This window comes from Streptomyces sp. NBC_00029, from assembly GCF_045160505.1.
GTDB lineage: Bacteria > Actinomycetota > Actinomycetes > Streptomycetales > Streptomycetaceae > Streptomyces.
Genome location: NZ_CP108292.1, coordinates 7,449,497 through 7,469,716 on the forward strand (window position 1 = coordinate 7,449,497; position 20,220 = coordinate 7,469,716).

General features: G+C 73.2%; 16 protein-coding genes and 1 pseudogene. 6 read left to right on the forward strand and 11 right to left on the reverse strand.

Going from position 1 to position 20,220, the window contains the following annotated elements:
• Positions 1 to 12 precede the first annotated feature (12 nt).
• Positions 13 to 2,781, reverse strand: coding sequence for a molybdopterin-dependent oxidoreductase (locus OG753_RS34395; RefSeq protein ID WP_405791324.1), 2,769 nt, complete (start codon positions 2,779 to 2,781; stop codon positions 13 to 15).
• Positions 2,778 to 3,602, reverse strand: a complete 825-nt coding sequence (locus OG753_RS34400) for an FAD binding domain-containing protein (protein WP_405791325.1) — start codon at positions 3,600 to 3,602, stop codon at positions 2,778 to 2,780. Before OG753_RS34400 ends, OG753_RS34395 begins: the two co-directional genes overlap by 4 nt.
• Before the next feature lie 226 nt (positions 3,603 to 3,828).
• On the opposite strand from OG753_RS34400, the gene OG753_RS34405 reads away from it, so the two are divergent.
• Entirely contained in the window at positions 3,829 to 5,298 is a 1,470-nt protein-coding gene (locus OG753_RS34405; protein WP_405791326.1) for a PucR family transcriptional regulator, read from the forward strand.
• A gap of 50 nt (positions 5,299 to 5,348) precedes the next feature.
• Here OG753_RS34405 and OG753_RS34410 read toward each other — a convergent pair.
• The 3 genes and pseudogenes from OG753_RS34410 to OG753_RS34420 form a co-directional block, all read right to left on the reverse strand.
• A pseudogene (locus OG753_RS34410) lies at positions 5,349 to 5,746 on the reverse strand (molybdopterin-binding protein).
• A gap of 268 nt (positions 5,747 to 6,014) precedes the next feature.
• Positions 6,015 to 7,805 carry an Ig-like domain-containing protein gene (locus OG753_RS34415; RefSeq protein ID WP_405791327.1) on the reverse strand — a complete coding sequence of 597 codons (1,791 nt, stop codon included), beginning with the start codon at positions 7,803 to 7,805 and terminating at the stop codon, positions 6,015 to 6,017.
• An 89-nt stretch (positions 7,806 to 7,894) separates the two neighbouring features.
• Positions 7,895 to 8,974, reverse strand: coding sequence for a hypothetical protein (locus OG753_RS34420; protein ID WP_405791328.1), 1,080 nt, complete (start codon positions 8,972 to 8,974; stop codon positions 7,895 to 7,897).
• 395 nt (positions 8,975 to 9,369) lie between these two features.
• On the opposite strand from OG753_RS34420, the gene OG753_RS34425 reads away from it, so the two are divergent.
• The 4 genes from OG753_RS34425 to OG753_RS34440 all read left to right on the forward strand — a co-directional run bounded on the left by OG753_RS34425 (position 9,370) and on the right by OG753_RS34440 (position 11,724).
• On the forward strand, positions 9,370 to 9,732 hold the full coding sequence (locus OG753_RS34425) for a hypothetical protein (RefSeq protein ID WP_327265564.1): 363 nt from the start codon (positions 9,370 to 9,372) through the stop codon (positions 9,730 to 9,732).
• A 71-nt stretch (positions 9,733 to 9,803) separates the two neighbouring features.
• Positions 9,804 to 10,223 carry an ATP-binding protein gene (locus tag OG753_RS34430; protein ID WP_405791329.1) on the forward strand — a complete coding sequence of 140 codons (420 nt, stop codon included), beginning with the start codon at positions 9,804 to 9,806 and terminating at the stop codon, positions 10,221 to 10,223.
• 182 nt (positions 10,224 to 10,405) lie between these two features.
• Positions 10,406 to 10,978 (forward strand): ECF RNA polymerase sigma factor SigK, encoded by a 573-nt coding sequence (gene sigK, locus OG753_RS34435; RefSeq protein ID WP_327266998.1) that lies wholly within the window; start codon positions 10,406 to 10,408, stop codon positions 10,976 to 10,978.
• Positions 10,975 to 11,724: an anti-sigma factor gene (locus OG753_RS34440; RefSeq protein WP_327265566.1), complete on the forward strand. Its 750-nt coding sequence runs from the start codon at positions 10,975 to 10,977 to the stop codon at positions 11,722 to 11,724. Before sigK ends, OG753_RS34440 begins: the two co-directional genes overlap by 4 nt.
• 42 nt (positions 11,725 to 11,766) lie before the next feature.
• Here OG753_RS34440 and OG753_RS34445 read toward each other — a convergent pair whose 3' ends face one another.
• Entirely contained in the window at positions 11,767 to 12,216 is a 450-nt protein-coding gene (locus OG753_RS34445) for a GNAT family N-acetyltransferase (RefSeq protein ID WP_327265567.1), read from the reverse strand.
• Between the two features lie 612 nt (positions 12,217 to 12,828).
• Here OG753_RS34445 and OG753_RS34450 point away from each other — a divergent pair.
• Positions 12,829 to 14,895, forward strand: coding sequence for a SpoIIE family protein phosphatase (locus tag OG753_RS34450; protein WP_405791330.1), 2,067 nt, complete (start codon positions 12,829 to 12,831; stop codon positions 14,893 to 14,895).
• Between the two features lie 7 nt (positions 14,896 to 14,902).
• Here the strand turns inward: OG753_RS34450 and OG753_RS34455 are convergent, their stop codons facing one another.
• The 5 genes from OG753_RS34455 to OG753_RS34475 all read right to left on the reverse strand — a co-directional run bounded on the left by OG753_RS34455 (position 14,903) and on the right by OG753_RS34475 (position 20,187).
• Positions 14,903 to 15,658 (reverse strand): DUF4118 domain-containing protein, encoded by a 756-nt coding sequence (locus OG753_RS34455; RefSeq protein ID WP_327265569.1) that lies wholly within the window; start codon positions 15,656 to 15,658, stop codon positions 14,903 to 14,905.
• Positions 15,659 to 15,827: 169 nt separating this feature from the next.
• A complete protein-coding gene (locus OG753_RS34460; RefSeq protein ID WP_327265570.1) occupies positions 15,828 to 16,976 on the reverse strand; it encodes a mechanosensitive ion channel family protein in 1,149 nt (382 codons plus the stop codon).
• 193 nt (positions 16,977 to 17,169) lie between these two features.
• Entirely contained in the window at positions 17,170 to 18,447 is a 1,278-nt protein-coding gene (locus OG753_RS34465) for a pyroglutamyl peptidase (RefSeq protein WP_405791331.1), read from the reverse strand.
• A 146-nt stretch (positions 18,448 to 18,593) separates the two neighbouring features.
• Positions 18,594 to 19,991 (reverse strand): amidase, encoded by a 1,398-nt coding sequence (locus OG753_RS34470; RefSeq protein WP_327265572.1) that lies wholly within the window; start codon positions 19,989 to 19,991, stop codon positions 18,594 to 18,596.
• Entirely contained in the window at positions 19,978 to 20,187 is a 210-nt protein-coding gene (locus OG753_RS34475; RefSeq protein WP_405791332.1) for a hypothetical protein, read from the reverse strand. Before OG753_RS34475 ends, OG753_RS34470 begins: the two co-directional genes overlap by 14 nt.
• Positions 20,188 to 20,220 lie beyond the last annotated feature (33 nt).

Consider the following 20,220-nt stretch of genomic DNA (forward strand, 5'->3'; position numbering starts at 1 on the left):
TATGAGACTGATCTAGCCCCTCGCTGCTTGTATCTTCTGCCAGACCACATCCCTCGTCACCGGCATTTCGGTGAAGCGCACGCCCGTCGCGTCCCGCAGGGCGTTGGCGAAGGCCGGTCCCACCGGGTTGAAGGGGCTCTCGCTCATGGACTTGGCGCCGAGCGGCCCGATCGCGTCCGAGGTCTCCATGAAGTGGACCTCGGTGCGCGGGACATCGGCGTACTGGGGCAGCCGGTAGCGGCGGAACGCCGCCGTGGTCACCTCCCCGCGCCCGTCGACCCGTACGGTCTCGAAGAGGGTGGCGCCCAGCGCCTGGGCCACACCGCCCTCCACCTGGCCGCGGCACTGCATCGGGTTCATGACCTTGCCCGCGTCCGCCGCGTGCACGCTGCGCAGGATCTTCATCTCGCCGGTGTCCGGGTCCACCGCCAGGCGGAACCACTGGGCGTTGAAGGCCACCGAGCGGGGCGAGCCGCCCCAGTGGCCGTCCGCCGCCAGCTCCTCCAGCCTGCCCCTGTCGTACGCGGCCTCGTACAGCTCCTTCAGGGTGACGATCCGGCCCGCGCAGTCGAAGGTCTCGGGGCCCAGCTTGCACAGGTGCCGGGCCACGCCCGTGTGCCGGGCCGCGAAGGTCAGGAGGCGTTCCGCGAGCGAGTGGGCGGCCAGCATCACCGCCTTGCCCGCCACCACCGTGCCGGCCGAGCCGAACGCGCCGGTGTCGTGGCGGACGACGTCCGTGTCGGACTGGCGGACCGTGATCCGGTCCACCGTCGTGTTCAGCGCGCCCGCGGTGATCTGCTGGTGGACGGTGGTCGTGCCGTTGCCGAACTCCGCCGTGCCGACCGCGATGTCGTACGTGCCGTCGCGCAGCAGACTGACCCGGGCATCGGCGAAGTGGCCGCCGGGCGGGCCGGTCGCGATCATCGCGACCGCCGCGCCCGTCCCGGTGAGCCAGCCCTCCGGAACGTCCTCGTGGCTGCGGTCCTCGGCGATGGCCCTGCGCACCACGTCCATGCACTGCTTCATCCCGTACGAGGCGATGAAGAGGTCCTCCTCGTGACCGATCGGCGTCACCATGTGGTCACCGGGCCCGATGACGTTCTTCTCGCGCAGGACGAGCGGGTCCATGCCGAGCCGGATGGCGAGCTCGTCCATCGCCGATTCGACGGCGAAGAGGACCTGGCCCAGGCCGTAGCCGCGGAAGGCGCCCGCCGGGACGCCGTTGGTGTAGACCGAGTACGCCTCCACCTCCTTGTTCGGCGCCTTGTAGACGGCGAAGGACTCTCCGACGCTGTGGAACATGACCGCCGGGCCGTGGTTGCCGTAGGCGCCGGTGTTGGAGACCACGCGGATGCGCAGCGCGGTGAGGGTGCCGTCGGACGTGGCCCCGATCTTGATGGTGATCTTGAAGGGGTGGCGGGTGGTGGCCCCGTAGAACTGCTCGGCCCGGGTGAATTCGAGTTTCACCGGCCGGCGCAGCTTCAGGGCGGCGAGGACCACGATGTCCTCGGTCAGCATCTCCTGCTTGCCGCCGAACCCGCCGCCCACGCGGCCCGCGACGACGCGGACCTCGTCCTCACCCAGGTCGTAGAGGGCGCACAGCGCCCGCCGGGTCAGGAAAGGGGCCTGTGTGGAGGAGCGGACGGTGATGCGCTCGCCGTCGCCGTCCTCCTTGGGTTCGAAGTACGCGACGCTGCCGTGGGTCTCCAGGCTGGCGTGCTGGACGCGCTGGGTCCGGTAGGTCTCCTCGTAGACGACGTCCGCCTCCGCGTACCCCTTCTCCATGTCGCCGAGCGTGTGGTGGACCTCGCCGCACGTGTTGTTCTCGGCGCGGAAGATCCCCGACCCGGGGCCCTTGGGGTGAAGGACGGGCGCGCCCGGGAGCATGGCCTCCTCCGGGTCGATGACGTACGGGAGCTGCTCGTACGTGACGAGCACGCGCCGGCAGCCCTCCTCGGCCGCCTGCTCGCTGTCGGCGACCACGGCGGCGACGCGCTGGCCGACGAAGCGGACCACGTCGTCCAGGACCCGGGTGTCCATCGGGTCCTCGGTCGGATGCTCGTGGCGGGCGGACGAGTACAGGCGGTCCGGGGCGTCGTGGTGGGTGAACACGGCGTGTACGCCCGGTACCTGGAGGGCGTCCCTGGTGTCGATCCCGACGATCCGGGCGTGCGGGTGCGGGGAGCGCAGCAGCTTCATGTGCAACAGGCCGGGCACCTCGACGTCGAAGGTGTAGCGGGCCGTGCCGGTGACGACCTGGGGTCCCGCAGGGGCGCCCAGGGACTTGCCCACGGCCTTTCCGGCCTCCGGGGCCTCGGTGTGCTTCACCCCGCGCACCGCGTCCTCGATGGCCCGGTAGCCCGTACAGCGGCAGATGTTGCCCTTGAACGCGCGCGGGAGGTCCTGGAGCTTGCCGTCGTCGTGGGCGGTGCCCTCCTCGGCCTGGAGGGCGGCGGTGGTCATCAGGAAGCCGGCCGTGCAGAAGCCGCACTGGAAGCCCTGGGCGTCCAGGAACTGCTGCTGCGCCGGATGGAGTTCGCCGCCGGAGCAGGCCAGTCCCTCCACGGTGGTGACGGACCGGCCCTCGGCGCGGACGGCCGGGTAGAGGCAGCTGTGCACCGGCTGCCCGTCGACGTGGACCGTGCAGGCGCCGCAGTCGCCCTGATCGCAGCCCTTCTTCACACCGAACCAGCCGCGCTCGCGCAGATAGGTGCGCAGGCACTGGCCGGCCCGGGGCTCGGTGTCGAAGCGCCGCTTGTTGATCTCGATCTCGTACGTCATCGGTCGTCCTCGCTGGTGAGCTCGCGGCGGATCTCCTCGGCCAGGCGCAGGGCCATGTGGCGTCGCCATTCGGGCAGTCCGTGGATGTCGTCGTACCACTCGTCGGGCCGGACGCCGCCGTCGATCGCCGCGCGCAGTGCGGCGGCGGTGGGCGGCAGCGCGAACCAGAATCGGAAGGGGCGGGTGGTGGCGGCGCTGACCGTGACGGCGAGGGAGCCGTCCGCGGGGTCGCAGGCCCCGATGACGAGGGCGCCGGAGCGCCCGAGTCCGTACAGGGACGCCTGCCGGAAGGCCGTACGGGAGTCCAGCGCATTCGGGGGCAGGCGGACGGACCGCAGCAGCTCGCCCTCGCGCAGGTTCTTCACGCCGGCGCCGAGGATGAAGTCGGTGACGGGCATCCGCCGGGTCGCGCCGTCCTGACCCTGGAGGAAAACGGTGCCGTCGAGGCCGGCCGTGAGGGAGACCATCGGACCGGCGGGGAGGCCGTTGCAGAGGTTCCCGCCGACGGTCGCCATGTTCCAGATCTTGAAGCTGGCGAGGAAGGCCCGGCAGCACTGCTCGAAGAGCGGCGCGGCCGTCGCGGGCAGGGTCCGGGCGAAGCGCGAGAGCTCGGTGATGGTGCAGGTCGCGGCGATGTCCAGGGAGCCGTCGGGCTGCCAGGACAGCGGCGGCCAGCCCATGCGGGAGAGGTCGACCAGGCGGCGGATGTGCGGCTGCGGCTCGGAGAAGAGGTACGTACCGCCGCCGAGCCAGGCGTCGCCGGGACGCCAGGGCTCGCGGCGGCGGGCGTCGCGTACGTCGAGCACCGTGTTGAGATCCAATTCGCGCCACCAGCCTTTCTGGCCTGACAGGAGGGTTTCCGCCAGTGAAGCAACGGGAGCGGGGCCGGGACGACTGGTCCCGGCCACGGAATCGGACGACCCCGCAGTCCTCGCTCATGGAGGATCAACCAAGAGGCATACCGTGTGCTTCACCTAGCATTTACGATGACTCGGCCTCTGTTCACCTCGCGAATGTGGGCATCGCCCACCGCAAGGAGTCCCCGCCATGCACGTCCTGGACCTGCTCCAGCTCGACAGCCTCGGTCTCAGCCTGCTCTGGGGCGAGGAAGCACTTCTCGGCCAGGAGGTCGTCGGGGTCACCGCCACCGACCTGGAGGAGCCGGTCCGGTTCCTGGGCCCCGGGGAGCTCGTACTGAGCGGACTGGTGTGGTGGGCCGAGGGCGACGTCACGAAGGCCGACCGGTTCGTCGGCGCCCTCGCCGACGCCGGAGCCACCGCCCTGCTGGCCGGCGAGGAGACCCACGGCAGGGTCCCCGAGGAACTCGTCGCCGCCTGCCGGGCCCACCGGGTGCCGATCGTGGCCGTCCCCGCGCGCACCAGCTTCCGGGCGGTGACCGAGGCGGTGTACCTGCGCCAGTGGGGCGACCTGAGCCGCCGTCCGACCCGGCTCTTCGCGCTCCCCGAGAACGTGCGCGGTGAGCTCAGCCGGCTGGTGGAGGAAGGGGCCGGACCGGAGGAACTCCTCGACCGCGCCTGCGCCCACCTGGGCCGGGTGTCCTGCTATCTGCTCACCGCCAGCGGCCGCACTGTGGCCCGTACGCCCTCCGCCCCCGAGCTCCCCGCCCGGCAGGCGTCGGCCGCCTCCGCGCGCGGCGGGGTCTGGCTGCGCGTCGAGGCCGAGAGCTCCCCGTACGACGCCTGGCAGCTGCACGTCCCGGACCCGGACGCGGCGCCCCCGCGGGTGCTCCACGAGATCGCCGAGGTGCTCGCCCAGTGCCGCAGCGGGCAGACCCGCCGGGCCGCCGCGCAGCGGCTGGCCGGACGGGAACTGATCGGCGTCCTGGAGGGGACGCCCGCGGGGAACGCGCCCGCGGACACCGGAGCCCTGGAAGAGGCGCTCGCCAAGGCCGGCCTGCCGGTGGGCGGCTCGTACCGGGTACTGGCGGCGACCTCGGGCGACGCGCTGGCGGAGGGGCTCAGCCACCTGGAGGGCGCCGCGTACGCGGTGGGGCGGACCGCGGCGGTGCTGTACGAGGACCCGGCCGCCGCGACCGACGTGGCGGGCCGGCTCCGCGCGGTGTGGCCGATGCTCCAGCAGTGCGGGGGACCGCAGACCGAGCTCCGCCTGGGCCTCGGGATCCGGGCCGGGGGCCTGGAGGGGCTGCGGGCCTCGCTCAGCCAGGCCCGGTTCGCCCTGACCGCGGCGGACGAGGCGGTTCCGGTGCGCGGGGTCGAGCAGCTGGACACGCTCGGGGAGCTGATGGCGGGGATCCCGCCGGAGGTGCGGTCGGTGTACGGGGCGCGGATCCTCGGGGCGCTCGGGGACGGAATGCTGCGGGAAACCCTGGAGGTCTTCCTGGCCAACAACTGCTCCTGGGCGCGCACGGCGGAGGCACTGCACCTGCACGTGAACACCGTGCACTACCGGATCGAGCGGGTGGAGGTCCTGACGGGCCGTGACCTGTCCCGCCTCGACCACAAGCTGGACCTGTACGCGGCGCTGCGCTGCGGCTGACGGGCGCGGCGGTCGGGGAGCCGCGGCCGGGAGGGGCAGGGCCGAGGGGCCTACGGCAGTTCGATGTGGACCTCGGTGGACTTGACCCGGGCCGTGACGGTGATCCGACCACGATGCCGAGCTGCTCGACCGACTCCCGGGTCACCAGGGACACCACGCGGTGCGGACCCGACTGGATCTCCACCTGGGCGGCGACGTCGTCGAGCCGTACGGCGGTGACGATCCCGGCGAAGGAGTTGCGGACGGACGTGAGGGCGGCGCCCGGCGGCAACCGGTGCAGCCCGGCCGCCCGTTCCTCGGCGAAGGCGGCGAGGACCGCGCCGTCGACGGTCCGCGACCCGTCCGCGGTACGGCCGGCGGCCAGCCGGCCCGTCTCCGTCCACCGGCGGACGGTCTCGGGGCTCACGCGCAGCAGCTGGGCGGCCTGCCCCAGGGAGTACGTCGGCACGCCCGCAGCATAGGCGGCGCCGCGCAGCTCCGGACGAGGAGGCACCCGGGACCGCCGGTCCCGGGTGCCTCCCGTCAGCACGTGCCGCCGCCCGCCGCCGACTCTGCTAGTGCTGTGACCGGAAAGGTCCACCGGGTCGCGGCGCCCGGCACGGCACCTCGCCGCGTTGTCGGACCACGCAAGTACGTCCAGTACGAGCCGTGGCCCTCCGCCTTGCGATGCACCGCACCGGACACCGCGACCCCGGCACACCATTCCGGCCACAGCACTAGGAAGCCGTGCGGCACTGGCCGGACCGGGGCCCCTGGACGAGGGTGCCCGTGTGAACCAGCTCCGGTGCGTTGCCCTCGCAGCGCAGGGGTCCGGTGACCTGGTTGGCCCGGAACGCGGGGGCGCCCGCGTCGGGCAGTGGTCCATTGCCGCTGTTGCCGTCGATCCGAACGGGTCCAATGACCGTGTTGGCCGAAGCCTGGAGACCGCCGGTGTTGCCCTCCAGGGTCAGCGGTCCCTGGAAGGTGTTGCCGCCGCACCCGGCCGTCTCGCGGTCCGAGCCGGCCAGGACGTGGCCGGTGCTTCCCGTGACGGAGACGGGGCCGGTGAGACGTGAGTGGCAGATGGTGACGGCGAGCGCGCCCTCGGCGGACACCGGGCCCGTGACACGGGCGTCCGTGACGGCCAGGGACCCGCCCGGCGCCACCTTGACGGGACCGGTCTGGCTGCCGCCGGAGGCGATGCAGAGCGCCTGGCCGGCGGCCACCGTCAGGGTGCCGACGCGGGCCGTCGTGATGCACGGCCGGCTGAAGCCGACGGCGACCTCGGACGGCGCCGCCGTCGCCCCCGGCGCGTGGCTCGTGTCCCCGCCGTACGACGCGGTGATCGCGTGGGGGCCGGGCCGCAACGCGGCGGTGCGCAGCAGGGCCCGGCCGCCGTCGAGGGGCACGGCCGCCAGCGGGGTCGTCCCGTCGAAGAAGGTGACCGTCCCGCCCGGCGTCACCGGGCCGGCCGCGGAGACGGCGGCGGTCAGGGTGACGGGGTGCCCGAACAGCGGTGCGGCCGTGTCGGCGGCCACCGTGAGCGTGGCCGTGTAGCGGAACGAGACGACGGCCCGGCCGTTGCCGCGGTTCACACCGGGCAGCAGGGAAACGTCGGTCGCCGCGGGGGCCGCGAAGCCGCTGCCGCCCCCGCCACCGGCCCCGTACAGGTTGTCGGGGTTCCCGCCGCCGGAGCCGCCTCCGCCGCCGAAGTAGCCGCCGCCCCCGCCTCCGCCGCCGAAGTAGCCGCCGCCCCCGCCTCCGCCGCCGTTGCCGCCGCGTGCGCCGTTGCCGCCGGGGCCGCCGCTGCCCGGATTGGGCTGCCCGGTATTGGGGTCGATGTCGCTCCCGGCCGTTCCGGGGCCGCCGAGGGCGGAGTTGGGGCTGCCGGTGCCGTGGGCGCTCCGGGTCGCGCCGCCGCCCGCCACGCCGGATCCCGGCTGGCCGCCGCCCTGTCCGCCGGGTTCGCCGGCCGGGCCGCCGCCGTGGCCGCCGCGCAGCAGGGGCCCGCCGTTGCCGGCGCCCCCGCCGCCACCGGCGACGAGGATCCGGTCGGCCGGGCCGAAGGCGCCGACGCGTACGTCGGTGGCGCCGCCGCCGGAGCCGCCCCCGCCGTGCGCGCCGCCGCCTCCGGCCCCGTGGCCCGTGCCGCCGGGCCGGGCGTACTCGCCGCGCCGCGAGCTGCCGGAACTCCCGGCGCCGCCCACCGTGATCTGCAGGTTCTGCCCGGCGCTCACGGCGAAGGTCGCGCGGGTCCCGCCGCCGAGCCCGCCGGGTGCCCCCTCGTTCGGGGGGTTGGGGGTGACGAAGCCGGCCGCGCTGCCGCCCTCGGCGCCGAACACGTCGATGGTCGCCGCGCTCACGCCCTCAGGGACGGTGAAGAGGTCCGTACCGACCGCCGTGTAGGTGCAGGCGGGGGGTGAGGCGGTGAACGTGCCGCCCGCGCCGCAGGGCAACGGCGATGGTGCCTGGGCCGGATCGGCGGTCGCGGGTACCGCCGCCAGCACGGCTGCCAGCAGACCGGTCACGCCGGCCGATACTGCTGCCTTGGATCTGAAGAGTCTCAACGAGGTTCCAAACGAGAGTACTTGGGAAGAGGTGCGCTGCTGTCGGTGGCTCAGACGCCGTCGTCGGCGCAGAGCGCCCAGGCGTCGGAGTAGGTGCCCGGAGAGCTGCCCCCGCCGGTGTGGGTGACGGCCGTCCAGTAGGAGGCGGTGGTGGTTCCGTCGCCGACCGGGGTGCCGCCGGAGTTGCTGGGGTAGCTGCCGTTGAGGTGGTCGCCGACGGAACCGGGCCCGGTGAAGCTGGTGGTCGTGACGTTGCCTCCGCTGATCGCGGCGCCGCCGCCGACCAGCTTTCCGTCGTTGCCGCCGCAGCCGACCGTGACGGTCTGGCCGCTGGTCGCCGCGGTCGGACCGCTCACCTCGCTGTGGCGGACCGTGACCGTGGCGCCGCTGACGTCGATGTTGTTGCCGCTGCAGATCGCGTACGCGTACGTGGTGTTGTTGCTGTTGCCGCCGCCACCGTTCCAGCCGACCGCGCTCCAGGAGTCGGGGTCGCTCTCACCGTCGGCCGCGGCCTTCTGGCCGAAACCGTGGGCGGAGTCGTTGAAGGTGGGGAAGCTCGCGATCGGCTTGAGGCTGCCGACGCCGGCCGGGGTGATGCGGGCGCCGCCGCCGAGCAGCCGGGTGTTGGCCGGGCAGGTGGCCGTGACCAGGCCCACCGTGCCGCTGCTCGTCGGCCCGGCGAGCTTGTTCATCACCACTTCGGTGTGGTTGATCAGGCTGCTGGTGAAGCACATCGCGTACGGCGTGCTGGAGAAGGAGGCGTTCACCGCGCCGCCGCTGCCGCCGATGCCGAGCCAGTGGGTCACGTCGGTACCGACCACGCCGGTGGAGCCGGTGTACTCGGTGCTGCCGTCGGGGCTCGGCGAGGTGCCGTTGATCTTGTTGCCGTTCGACGATGTGCCGGTGCCGATGGCCTGGTTGACACCGCCACCGGAGATCAGGCCGCTGCTGCAGGCGGCGTTCGTCGATATCTCGGAGAAAGGCGAGCCGGGCCCCATGGTGGCGCCCGGGGTCTTCACGGTCACGCCGACCGTGTTGGCGTACGCGATTCCCGGCACGGCAAGGGCCAGCAGGGCGGCCACGACCAGCGCCTTCCTGGCGGCAGGGCGCCGCAGAAGCATCTTTCGCATCAGAATCTCCCCTTCGGAGGTGGATCTCGGCTTGCAGGCGGCCGTGGCCGCACGGCCTCCGACGCATCCGTGGTGGTTCTCGGGACTTCGGTCCGACCGAGGTGCCCGCACGGCGTCGACCCGGATCGGGGACAGCGGTGACGGGACGGGGTGTGCGGATTGCGCATGCGGAATGTATCAGCCGGATTGGGCGGCAACTGCAGTCGAATCAGTGATTTCACCTAGCAAATGCGGTACTCGCTGGTAGCCGGCCCGGATCCTCCCGCCGGTCCGTTTTGGTCATCAATGAGGTTTTTCCAATCCCTCACCCGGGTGGTGGCGAATCCCTGGTGAGGCTCCTGAGGCTGAAGGGGCCGTTGAATCGACCGTCCGATGAAGGGAAGGAGGTGAGTGCGATGACCGGTTCGCTGCACACGCGGCGTCTGCTCGTGGGGGCCGCGTCGGCCGGACTGCTGGCCGGCGGGTCACTGCTGGGCCTCGCCGGCACCGCGAACGCCGCCCCCGCGGCATCCGCCACGGTGACCTCGACGCTCACCGGAGACCGCGACCGCGACCGTGACCACCGACAGAACCGGTGGGACCGGTGGGACCGCCATGAGCGGTGCACCTGGGTGAAGGGCCACTGGGAATCGAAGTGGCGCCACGGCAGCGGGCACGACGGCTGGTGGGGCAAGGACCACTCGAAGCAGAACTGGAATTCCGGCCACTGGGCCAAGCACTGGGTCCCGGGCCACTGGAACTGCCACGGCAAGTGGTAGCGCGGACCGACCGGCACACAGGGGTTCCGGGGTCACCGCCCCGGAACCCCGTCCGTTCCCGAGGAAGAGTCATGGACACCGCAACCGCATCCCCGGCGCGGCCGGGGACCGTGCACCACCCTCTGCCGTCAGGGCCGCAGGCCGCCCGGGAAGCCCGCCGCAGCGCCGCGCGCACCCTGGCCCTGCACCCCGGGCGCTGCCCGCACGAGACTGCCTGCGACATCCTGCTGATCGCTTCCGAGCTGGTCACCAACGCCGTCCGGCACGCCATGCCCCCGTACGCGCTCACGATCAGCCTGGAGAGCGGGCGGGCGGGCATCTGCGTCAGCGACGGCTCACTCTCCCTGCCGCAGCGGGGCGGCGGCCCAGGGGTGCTCGCCACGCGGGGGCACGGGCTGCAGATCGTCCGGGCGCTCGGAGCCGACCTCTTCGTCAGCCGCTCGCCGCGCGGCAAGCAGGTCATCGCCGTACTCACCTGGCCCGACGCCTGAGGCCCGGCGGCCGACGGCGCGGTTCCCTCCAAGGAGGGAACCGACGGCAGTTCCCGAGCGTGAACGCGCTCCCATCCGCACGCACGTCCGCTACGAAGAACCATGAGACTCACCCCCCGGACAAGGACCACCATGCGATGGACGCCCCGCCCCCGGCCGGAGCCCGCCCTGTGAACCAGCCGATGCCCTTCGGCCCCGGCCCTGCCGACCGCACCGACCTGGCCCAGGTCATGGGGCAGGTCGCCCAGGGCGACAAACAGGCGTTCTCCGTCCTGTACGACGCCCTCGCCCCCCTGGTCCTCGGGATCGTGATCAAGGTCGTACGCGACCGGGCCCAGTCCGAGGAGGTCGCCCAGGAGGTCATGATCGACCTGTGGCGGCAGGCCGCCCGCTACCGCCCCGACGCCGGCAGCGTCACCACCTGGGCGGCGACCATCGCCCACCGGCGGGCCGTGGACCGGGTCCGCTCCGCCCAGGCGTCCGCCGACCGGGAACGCGCGCAGGCCGCCCGCGAGCACCGGACGGCCTTCGACGAGGTCGCCGAGCAGGTCGAGATCCGGCTGGACAGCGAACAGGTCCGCCGCTGCCTGCGCGGCCTCACCGAACTCCAGCGGCAGGCGGTGACCCTCGCCTACTACCGGGGCCTGACCTACCGCGAAGTCGCCGAAGTCCTGCGCGCGCCGCTCCCCACCGTCAAGACACGCATGCGCGACGGACTGATCCGGCTCCGCGACTGCATGGGGGTGACCACATGAACCGGCCCCGGACCGACGTCCACGCCCTCACCGCCGCCTACGCCCTGGACGCCCTCGACCCCGGCGAACGCGAGCCGTTCACCGCCCACCTCGCCCGCTGCGAGGAATGCCGCCAGGAAGTCGCCGAGTTCCGGGCCACCGCCGCACGTCTGGCCGCCGCCGTGGGCCAGCCGCCGCCCGCCGCCATGAAGCAGCAGGCCATGGCCGCCGTCGACGGCGTGCGCCAGCTCCCGCCCCGGAGTTCCGTGCTGTCCCCGGTCCCGCTGCGCGGCGCGCTGCGCCGCAGGGCCGCCCTGTTCACCGTGGCCGCGAGCGTGACGGCCGGCGCCCTGTTCGCAGGTCTGGCCGCGTGGCAGCACCAGGAGAGCCGCCGCTACGAACAGCAGGCCCGCCAGAGCGAACAGCGCCTGGACGACGTCACCACGGTCCTGACCGCTCCCGATGCCCGCGCCGCCCATGGACGCACCAGCAACGGAGCCTCGGCCGCCGTCGTCTCCTCGGCGGTGCGCAACAAGGCCGTCTTCACCGCGAGCGGCCTGCCTGCCCCCGTCCCCGGCACGACCTACCAGCTCTGGCTGGACCACGAGGGCACCATGAGCCCGGCCGGATTCATCCAGCGGGACGGCACCGTACTCATCGACGGCGACGCCGCCGGCGCCGACGCGGTCGGCCTCAGCCTCGAACCTTCCGGAGGATCCCGGCAGCCCACCACGACCCCGCTGCTCCTGATGGACCTGCCGGCCTGACCGCCACCGCTCCGAAGCTGCGACGGCGCCCCCGGGCGGTGTTCAGGGGGCCATGTCGTAGGTGACCCACATGGTCCGGGTGGCCACCTGGTCGTACTTGGAACGCGCACGGTGGTTGTCGTCGGCCGTGATCCACCGGACCACGCTCCAGCCCCGCTCTGCCGCGAGCTCGCGCAGCGCACCGAGCAGCAGGTCGGCGGCGCCCGAGCCGCGGTGCTCCGGTGCCACGAACAGGTCGTCGAGGAAGCAGCCCACCGTCGCGGAGAGCGGGCGCGCGAACGGCCGGTAGTGCGCAAGGCCCAGGAGCCGGCCCCCGGCGTCCTCGGCCACCAGCGCGCCGACCTCGTGGGCGGGGTCGGTCACCCACGACCACACCGTGGCGGCGGCCTCCTCGGTCTGCTCCACCTTGTAGAAGTCGGCGTAGCCGCGGTACAGGGCGCGCCACTGGGCGAAGTCCCCGTCCCGAACGGAACGCACGCTGATGTCGGACATGGGTCGGACTCCCGTGATCGAAGGAAGTGCGGCGGGGGCCGCGGCGCGTGCGCCTGCGCCGGGGTGCGGTGCGGTGCACAGGATCGATCATGCTGGAGCCCGGCGGGCACGGCAGGTGCCGGTGTGTCGAAACGCGGGCCGTCCCGGCTCCACGATGTACGGGTGCGCCGGCGTACGGATGCCCCGACAGGCCGGACCGCCTTCTGTCGGCGGAGCCCCTGCGCGCCGAACACCGCGATCGGCACGCAGGGGCTTCCTGCACCAGGCCGTTCCGGACCGCGAGAGCCGCCAAGCGGTCCGGAGGGTGGTGGCCACGGCCAGTCAACAGGAGCCGGCCCGGGACGGCTCCTGGTTCCGGGCACGGAATCGCGCTGGTCCGGCCCGTCCTGGCACGGTGAATCGTCCGAGAGGAGAAAGAGTACTTCAGGCGCGAATTTGCAAGGAAGAACGTGTACTGCATCTTGCAGATGCCGGACCACTCGATGGTCAGGTCGTGGGGATGTCCCCGGCGGGCGGGCCGGGGCGCGGCGCCTGCCGCGCGACACCCGGCGCGTCCGCATACCGTGTCCGCATAATGATGTGCAAGGAACGGCGTGCGGAAGGGGACGTCTCGTGCCATCGGCCCAGCCGGGGGGCGAGGAGATCCACGGCCCGATCTGGTCCGAGCCGGGGGCGCTGCTGGAGCGCGTGCCCGTGGCCGTCCTCGGCATCGATGACAACGACCTCGTCTGCTACTGGGGGCCCGGCGCGGGCGCCCTCTTCGGGTACGACCCGCCCGCCGTCCTCGGGCGGCCCGGCGCCGTTCTCTTCGCCGACGGCTCCGGGGGCGAATCCGCGTCCTGCGCCCGGTTGACGGAACAGGGCCGTACCCGCGGCTACTGGCGGGGGAGGCTGACGGTCCGTCATCAGGACGGCACGGCCTTCGACTGCGGCTTCCGCTCCTTCTCCGTGACCGGAACCGGCGGCCCCTCGGTGGTGATGGTCCTGGCGAGCCGCAGCGACGCACTCGACCGGGTGAAGACCAATCTCGCCTTCCTCGACGCACTCTTCGAGACCTGCCCGATCGGCCTGGTCATGCTCGACCCGGACCTGCGCTACATCCACCTCAACCAGGCGCTCGCCGACATGGACGGCCTGCCGATCGAGGCCCACCTCGGGCGGCGCATGGACGAGGTCATGATCATGTCCGACGGTGGTGAGTACGAGCGCATGCTCCGCGCCGTCGCCCTCGGCGGAGCGCCCGTCGTCGGCACCCTGGTCGGCGTGCGCCCCCGGGGACACCCCGACCGCGACCAGGTCCGCTCCGTGAGCTTCTTCCCGCTGAGCCAGGCAGTCGGCTCGAACCCCGGCGTGGGCGGGCTGATGGTGGACGTGACCGACCGGGAACGAGCCCTCCTGGAAGCCACCGCCAGCCGTCGCCGGCTGGCGCTCCTCGACGGGGCCTCCACCCGGATCGGGACCACCCTGGACGTGAACCTCACCGCCCAGGAACTGGTCGACGCGTCGATGCCGGACTTCTGCGACGGCGCCGTGGTCGAGGTCGTCGAGTGGATGGACGAGACGGAGGACTTTGATCCGGAGCGACCCCTGTTCACCCGCCGGATCGCCTCCGGGACGCTCCTCGCCGAGCCGGCCGTGGAACTCGTGAGCGGGGTGGAGAAGGTCCGCTACCCGCCGGGCTCCGTCATCCACGACATGCTGCGCACCGGCCGCGCCGTCTCGGCCATGGTGGACGAGGAGTTCCTGGCCCGGACCGTCGTCACCGAGTCACGCACGAAGATCATGGGCGAGAGCGGCGTGGCCTGCATCCTCGTCGCCCCGCTGATCGCCCGGGGCACCGTGCAGGGCATCGCCATGTTCGGCCGGTCCGCCGCCCGTCCGCCCTTCTCCGAGGAGGACGTCAGCCTGGCCGGTGAACTCGCCTCGCGCGCCGCGATCTGCCTGGACAACGCCCGTCTCTACAGCCGCGTCCAGGACATCGCGCTCACCCTGCAGCGGGCCCTGCTCCCCACCACGCTCGCCGCCAGCCCGTACGTGGACGTGGCCCACCGGTACGTGCCGGGCAGCAGGATCACCGAGGTCGGCGGCGACTGGTACGACGTGATCAACCTGCCCGACGGCCGGGTCGCCCTCGTCGTGGGCGACGTGATGGGACACGGGGTGTCGGCGGCGGCCGCCATGGGTCACCTCCGCATCACCACCAAGGCGCTGGCCCGGCACGGCAGCGAGCCTGCCGACCTGCTCACCGAACTCGACGCGTGCGCCCAGGAGGCCGGCATCGAGCTCGCGACCTGCCTGTACATCGTCTACGACCCCCGGACCGGTCGAGCCCGCATCGCCAGCGCCGGCCACCCTCCGCCCCTGGTGCTCCGGCCGGACGGCACGGTGGAGACGGTCGATGCGGTCCTGGGCGTCCCGCTGGGCGTCGGCGGCTCCCCGTTCCGGATGACCGAGATCGAACTGCCCGAGCACTCGACCCTCGCCCTCTACACCGACGGCCTCATCGAGGCGCGGGACCGGGACATCGAAGTGGGCCTGGACGCGCTGCGCGCCGAACTGGGCAGGGACGGAGCGCCGTTGGAGGAGATGGCGGACCGCATGCTCGCGAGCCTGCTGCCCGACCCGCCGACCGACGACACGGTCCTCGTCCTGGCCCGCGTCCACCGCGGCAGGCCGTGAGCGGCGCTCAGCCCCGGTGGGACACACCGGCCGTGTCCAGGGCGGCGCCCGCCAGGGCGGCCAGCGCGAGCGCCACCGCGCGCGCGTCCTCGGCGGGCAGGGCGTGGCCGGGGAACGGGTCGAGGAGGAACCGGCCGTAGTAGTGCCCGCCCCCGACCACCCGCAGCTCGGTCTCGCCGTCCGGCCAGGCGGCGTACTCGGTGACCTCGCTGCCGCGGCGCAGCCACAGACCGCCGTCGTGCTCCAGCCGCGGCCGGCGCCCGATCAGGGTTCCGTACTCGAAGCGGCAGCCGCGCAGTCCCAGCAGGGCGACGAGCTCCCCGCGGACGAACTCGACCACGGCGTCCGGCGATCCGCCCCGCTCGGTCAGCAGGGCGGTGCCGCGGAGGCTGGACAGGTGCGCGGCCCCGGTCGCGACGTCCGCGTGCAGTCTGCGGGCACGGACGGCCGGCTGCGAGACGATCAGTGCGACGACGAGCAGGAGTGCGGCGGTCTGGAGCTCGTCCCGGTCGGCGAAGGTGAACCGCTCGTACGGCCTGGCCAGGAGGAGGAGGGCGAACCACGCCGCCGCGGAGAGCGCGGCCAGGGCCGCGGCCGCCCGGGTGCCCGAGGCGGCGATCGCGACGACGGCCACGACCAGGATCAGTGCCTCGTTGGTCGGGGAAAGACGCGTACGGAACGGAACGAGCGCGAGTGCCACGAGGAGGGGCACCACGAGGGCCCCGAACAGCGCGGCGCGGTCGTGCAGTCGGTACCCGGGCATGCGATGCCTTCCGTCCGGACGTGACGATCCCGGATCGGAACCTGCCCAACGGTGAGCGGAGAGCCACCCTCCATGGTGAGGTCTTGACGCACTGCGGACGGATTTTGTACCCGGACGCCGGGAACGTGTGCGGAGCGTGACGTTCCAGGCGTCCGGGCGTGGCGCAGACCTACCGGCCGCTGTCCGCGAGCATCGACGCCGACGCGGACGCCGACGCCGAGGGGGACGACTCGCGCTGGTGCGGGACGGGCGCGTGCGCCGAGGACGGCGGCGACGGCGACACCTGGACGTCCTCCTGGTGGAGCGCGACCGTACGCGTCGGGGCGGGGATCGAGATGCCCTCGGCCCGGAACCGCTGGTGCAGACGCTTGATGAACTCGTGCTTGATCCGGTACTGGTCGCTGAACTCGCCGACGCCCAGGATCACCGTGAAGTTGATCCGGGAGTCCGCGAACGTGTGGAAACGGACGGCCCCTTCGTGCTCCGGGTTTGCGCCGTTCACCTCCGTCATCACGGCGTCGACCACGTCGAGGGTGACGCGCTCGACGTGCTCCAGGTCGCTCTCGTACCCCACGCCCACCTGCACCAGGATCGAGAACTGCGCCTCCGGCTGGGTGAAGTTGGTCATGTTCGTCCGCGCGAGGCGGCCGTTGGGGATGATGACCAGGTTGTTCGACAGGTTGCGCACCACGGTGTTGCGCCAGTTGATGTCGACGACGTAGCCCTCCTCGCCGCTGGTGAGCCGGATGTAGTCACCGGGCTGCACGGTCTTCGATGCGAGGATGTGCACGCCGGCGAAGAGGTTGGCGAGGGTGTCCTGGAGCGCCAGGGCCACCGCCAGACCGCCCACGCCGAGGGCGGTGACCAGGGGCGCGATGGACACGCCCAGGGTCTCCAGGGCGACGAGCACGCCCATCACGAGGACCACGATCCGGGTGATGTTGACGAAGATGCTCGCCGACCCGGCCACTCCGGTGCGGGCCCCCGCCACGGACTGGACGAGCCCGGCGACGACCCGCGCCGCGCTGAGCGTGGCGATGAGGACGAGCAGTGCGGTCAGCGACTGGTTGACGAACCCCGAGAGCCGCGCGGTGAGCGGCAGGGTCGTCGCCGCCACCGCGGCGCCGGCGATGAGGGCGGCGCCGGGGGCGATGGTGCGCAGCGCGTCGACGATGATGTCGTCGCCCCGCCAGCGGGTCCGCTCGGCGTGCCGCCCCAGCCACCGCAGGAGGGCGCGCAGCAGCAGCCCGGCCGCGGCGCCCGCCGCCAGTGCGATGCCGGCGACCAGCCAGTCGTGCAGGACGAGATCCCGGTTCAACGGACGCCCTCCGTTCCGCGGCGCCGGCCCCGGGCCGTGGTGGCGGACGCTGCCGGCCGTCGTATGAGGTGTGTCGTCACCTTGTCACCTGTCAGTTTGTCGTGCATGAAGCCTCGTTCGGGCATGTGTACGCATCCGGAACGGGCTGCCATCCTGCCCCATGGCAGGTGCACGCACCGCAGGCGGGGCGCTGCTACGGACGCCGCACCGCGGCGTGTTCGAGGACCGCGCGGACCTCGGCGGTGATCGCGGTCTCGTTGCGTTCGAACTCGGCGCCGGTCAGCTGCTGGGGGTCGGCCGGCAGGCCGGTGAGGACCGGCGTGTGGAGATGGCCGCCGGGCAGGTGCGGGGCGAGTTCGGAGCGCAGCCGGTTGGAGCGGTAGGCCACCTCGTTGGACAGGTAGCCGCCCCCGCCGCCCGCCACGGCGCGCGAGCCCGGCGTCGGGCCGTCGGTCCGGTCGACGGGAGCCGCGGCGCCCGCCGGAATCTCGGTCACGTCGGTGTTGAGGAGGACCGGGTACGGGCTCTGCACGGCGCCGGTGACCGCGTCGGCGGGGAGCGTGGTGCGGATGAACTCCGGGCCCGGGCCGAGGCCGGGGGCGGTCACCGGACGTTCGCGGGTGCCGCCGGAGAGGGCGCGCACGTTGTCGGGGTACGGGTCGGCGGACCGGGCCCGGCCCGCCCAGGCCTCCAGCGTGAAGATGCCTGGGTAGCCCTGGCTGACGGTGGTGATGATGTCCGCCGAGGAGGGGCCGCCGGCCATGCGCGGGGCGAACGCCCGCTCCACCATGCCCGCGTCGAAGTCGGCGTAGCGCACGGGGAGGACGACGGCTCGGATCTCGGCGACGCTGCCGTCGGCGAGCGTCACGCGCCGGCCGTTGAGCTGGAGGGCTGCCGATCCGGACGGGTTGGCCCGGCGTATCTCGGCGTCGAGCCCGAAGGGGTCGAACCCGCTGATGAAGACGCGTCGCACGCCGGGCGCAGTCCGGAAGGCGTTGTTCGTCAGCCCGCGGGAGGTGTCCTCGAATCGCGCGCGCAGTGCGGCCCGGTCGACGGTGAACTCCGGCTGCCAGCGGGCGAGTACGGCGGTCATGCCGAGCCGCGCCCAGTACAGCGGCCGGTCGTCGCCGGGGGCGAGGTCGCCACCGGGCCGCTGTCCCTGGGCCCGCCGCACGGAGGCCTGCCAGAGCGCCTCGCCCCAGGAGTCGACCAGCCGGCCGGCCTCGGCGGGGCTGCGGGTCGCGCACAGCGCGGCGGGAAAGCGCCGTACGAAGTCCCCGAGGCCGCCGCGCTCGACGAGCGCCGTGGTGCGCGCGTCCGCGAGGCGCGCCTGCTCGGCGTCGAGCGGTACGGACGCGGAGGTGCGGCAGGAGGAGGCGCCGTCGGCGGCGTGCGCGGGGGAGGAGACTGCCAGGGGAAGGACGGTGGCGAGAAGGGCTGCGGCCGACGCCGCACGCCGTAAGAGCATCATGCGATGTGACATTACATAGCCATGGTCACCCTCACCAGACGCGCCGGCCCCGGCCGCCGTGACTGGCTCAACTACGCTGCCGGCACGGCTGGTTCGGCGCACGGGCGCGACCCGCACGCCGAATCCGGTGCGCCGCGCGCCGGTGTCTACGGGACCGGGACCGGAGCCAGGCCGAGGGCCGTGCCGGTCCGCTCGTAGGCGTGTCCCGCACGCAGCACCGCGGCTTCGCCGAACGGCCTCCCCATGAGCTGCATGCCGATGGGCAGCCCGGCCGGGTCCAGGCCCACGGGCAGGCTCAGTGCGGGAACGCCGGTGAGGTTGGCCGGGGCCGACAGTCGTACGTACGCGTCGGAGACGCTCTCCACGCTGCCGTCACCCCAGGTCACGCTGGTCCGGCCGGTCTCGACGGCGGTGAGCGGTACGGTCGGTGCGGCGATCACGTCGACCGCCTCCAGCATGTCCTGCCAGGCCTGCCGCATGAGGGTGCGGGCTCGCTGGGCCCGCAGGTAGTCCCCTGCGGTCATGAGCTCGCCGGCTTCCAGGAGGACCCGGACGTCGGCCCCGTACAGGTCGGGCACCGCCCGCAGCGTCCGCTCGTGGTACGCGGAGGCCTCGGGCACCATCAGGCCCCACTGGGTGGCCCGGACGTAGCGTGTCATCGGGATCTCCACGTCGACGAGCCGGGCGCCGAGCTCCTCCAGCCGCCCGATCGCCCGGCGGACCGCGGCCTCCACCTCGGGGTCCACCCGGTCGAAGTAGTAGTTGCCCGGCACCCCCACCCGAAGACCCGTGAGATCCGTGCCGGGGCCGGGCCGGTGGTCCACGGCCGGTGCCGCGACGGACGCGGGGTCGCGCGGGTCGTGCCCGACCAGGGCGGCCAGGACCAGCGCCGCGTCCTCCACGGTGCGGGTGAGCGGGCCGACGTGGTCGAGCGACCAGGCCAGCGAGGTCACGCCGTGGCGCGGCACCAGCCCGTACGTCGGCTTCAGCCCGACGACCCCGTTCAGGGCCGCGGGCACCCGGATCGACCCGCCGGTGTCGGTGCCCAGGGCGAAGGGGGCCGCCCCCGCGGCCACGGCGACGGCGGATCCGCCGCTGGAACCGCCCGCCACCCGGGCCGGGTTGCGGGCGTTGACCGTCTGAGGGGTGATCAGGCCGTAGGCGAACTCGTGCGTGTGCGTCTTGCCGACGAGCGCGGCCCCGGCCGAGGCGAGCCGCGCGGCGACGGTGCTGTCGCTCTCCGCGCGGTGCCCCGCCCGTACCCGGGAGCTGGCGCTGGTCGCCAGCCCGGCGACGTCGATGAGGTCCTTGAGGGCGGCCGGTATCCCGTGCAGGGGCCCGCGGTGCGCGTCACCGGCGACCTCGGTCTCCGCGCGGCGCGCCGCAGCGCGCGCACGGTCCGCCGTCACGATGGTGAAGGCCCGCAGGTGCGGTTCGACCTGCGCGATGCGCTCCAGCGTCGATTCGACCAGTTCGACCGGCGAGACCTGCCCGGTGCGTACGGCCTCGGCCGCTTCGGCCACGGTCAGCTCATACGGCTGCATCCTGCTGCTCCCCTCCCGCGCGGTACGCCGCGGCGGGCGGCGTCTCGCCGAAGTCCAGTTCCCGCAGGAGCGATACGACGGAATGGATGTGGCCGGCGGTGGCCTCCACTTCCGTGCGGCGGTCATGGGACGGCGTCGGGCCGGACCGTTCGGTCCGGCGGACGGCTTCGGGAGGGGTGGGGTCTGAGGCGGACATGCACGGCCTTCCTTCAGAGGGAGCGGCGGAACG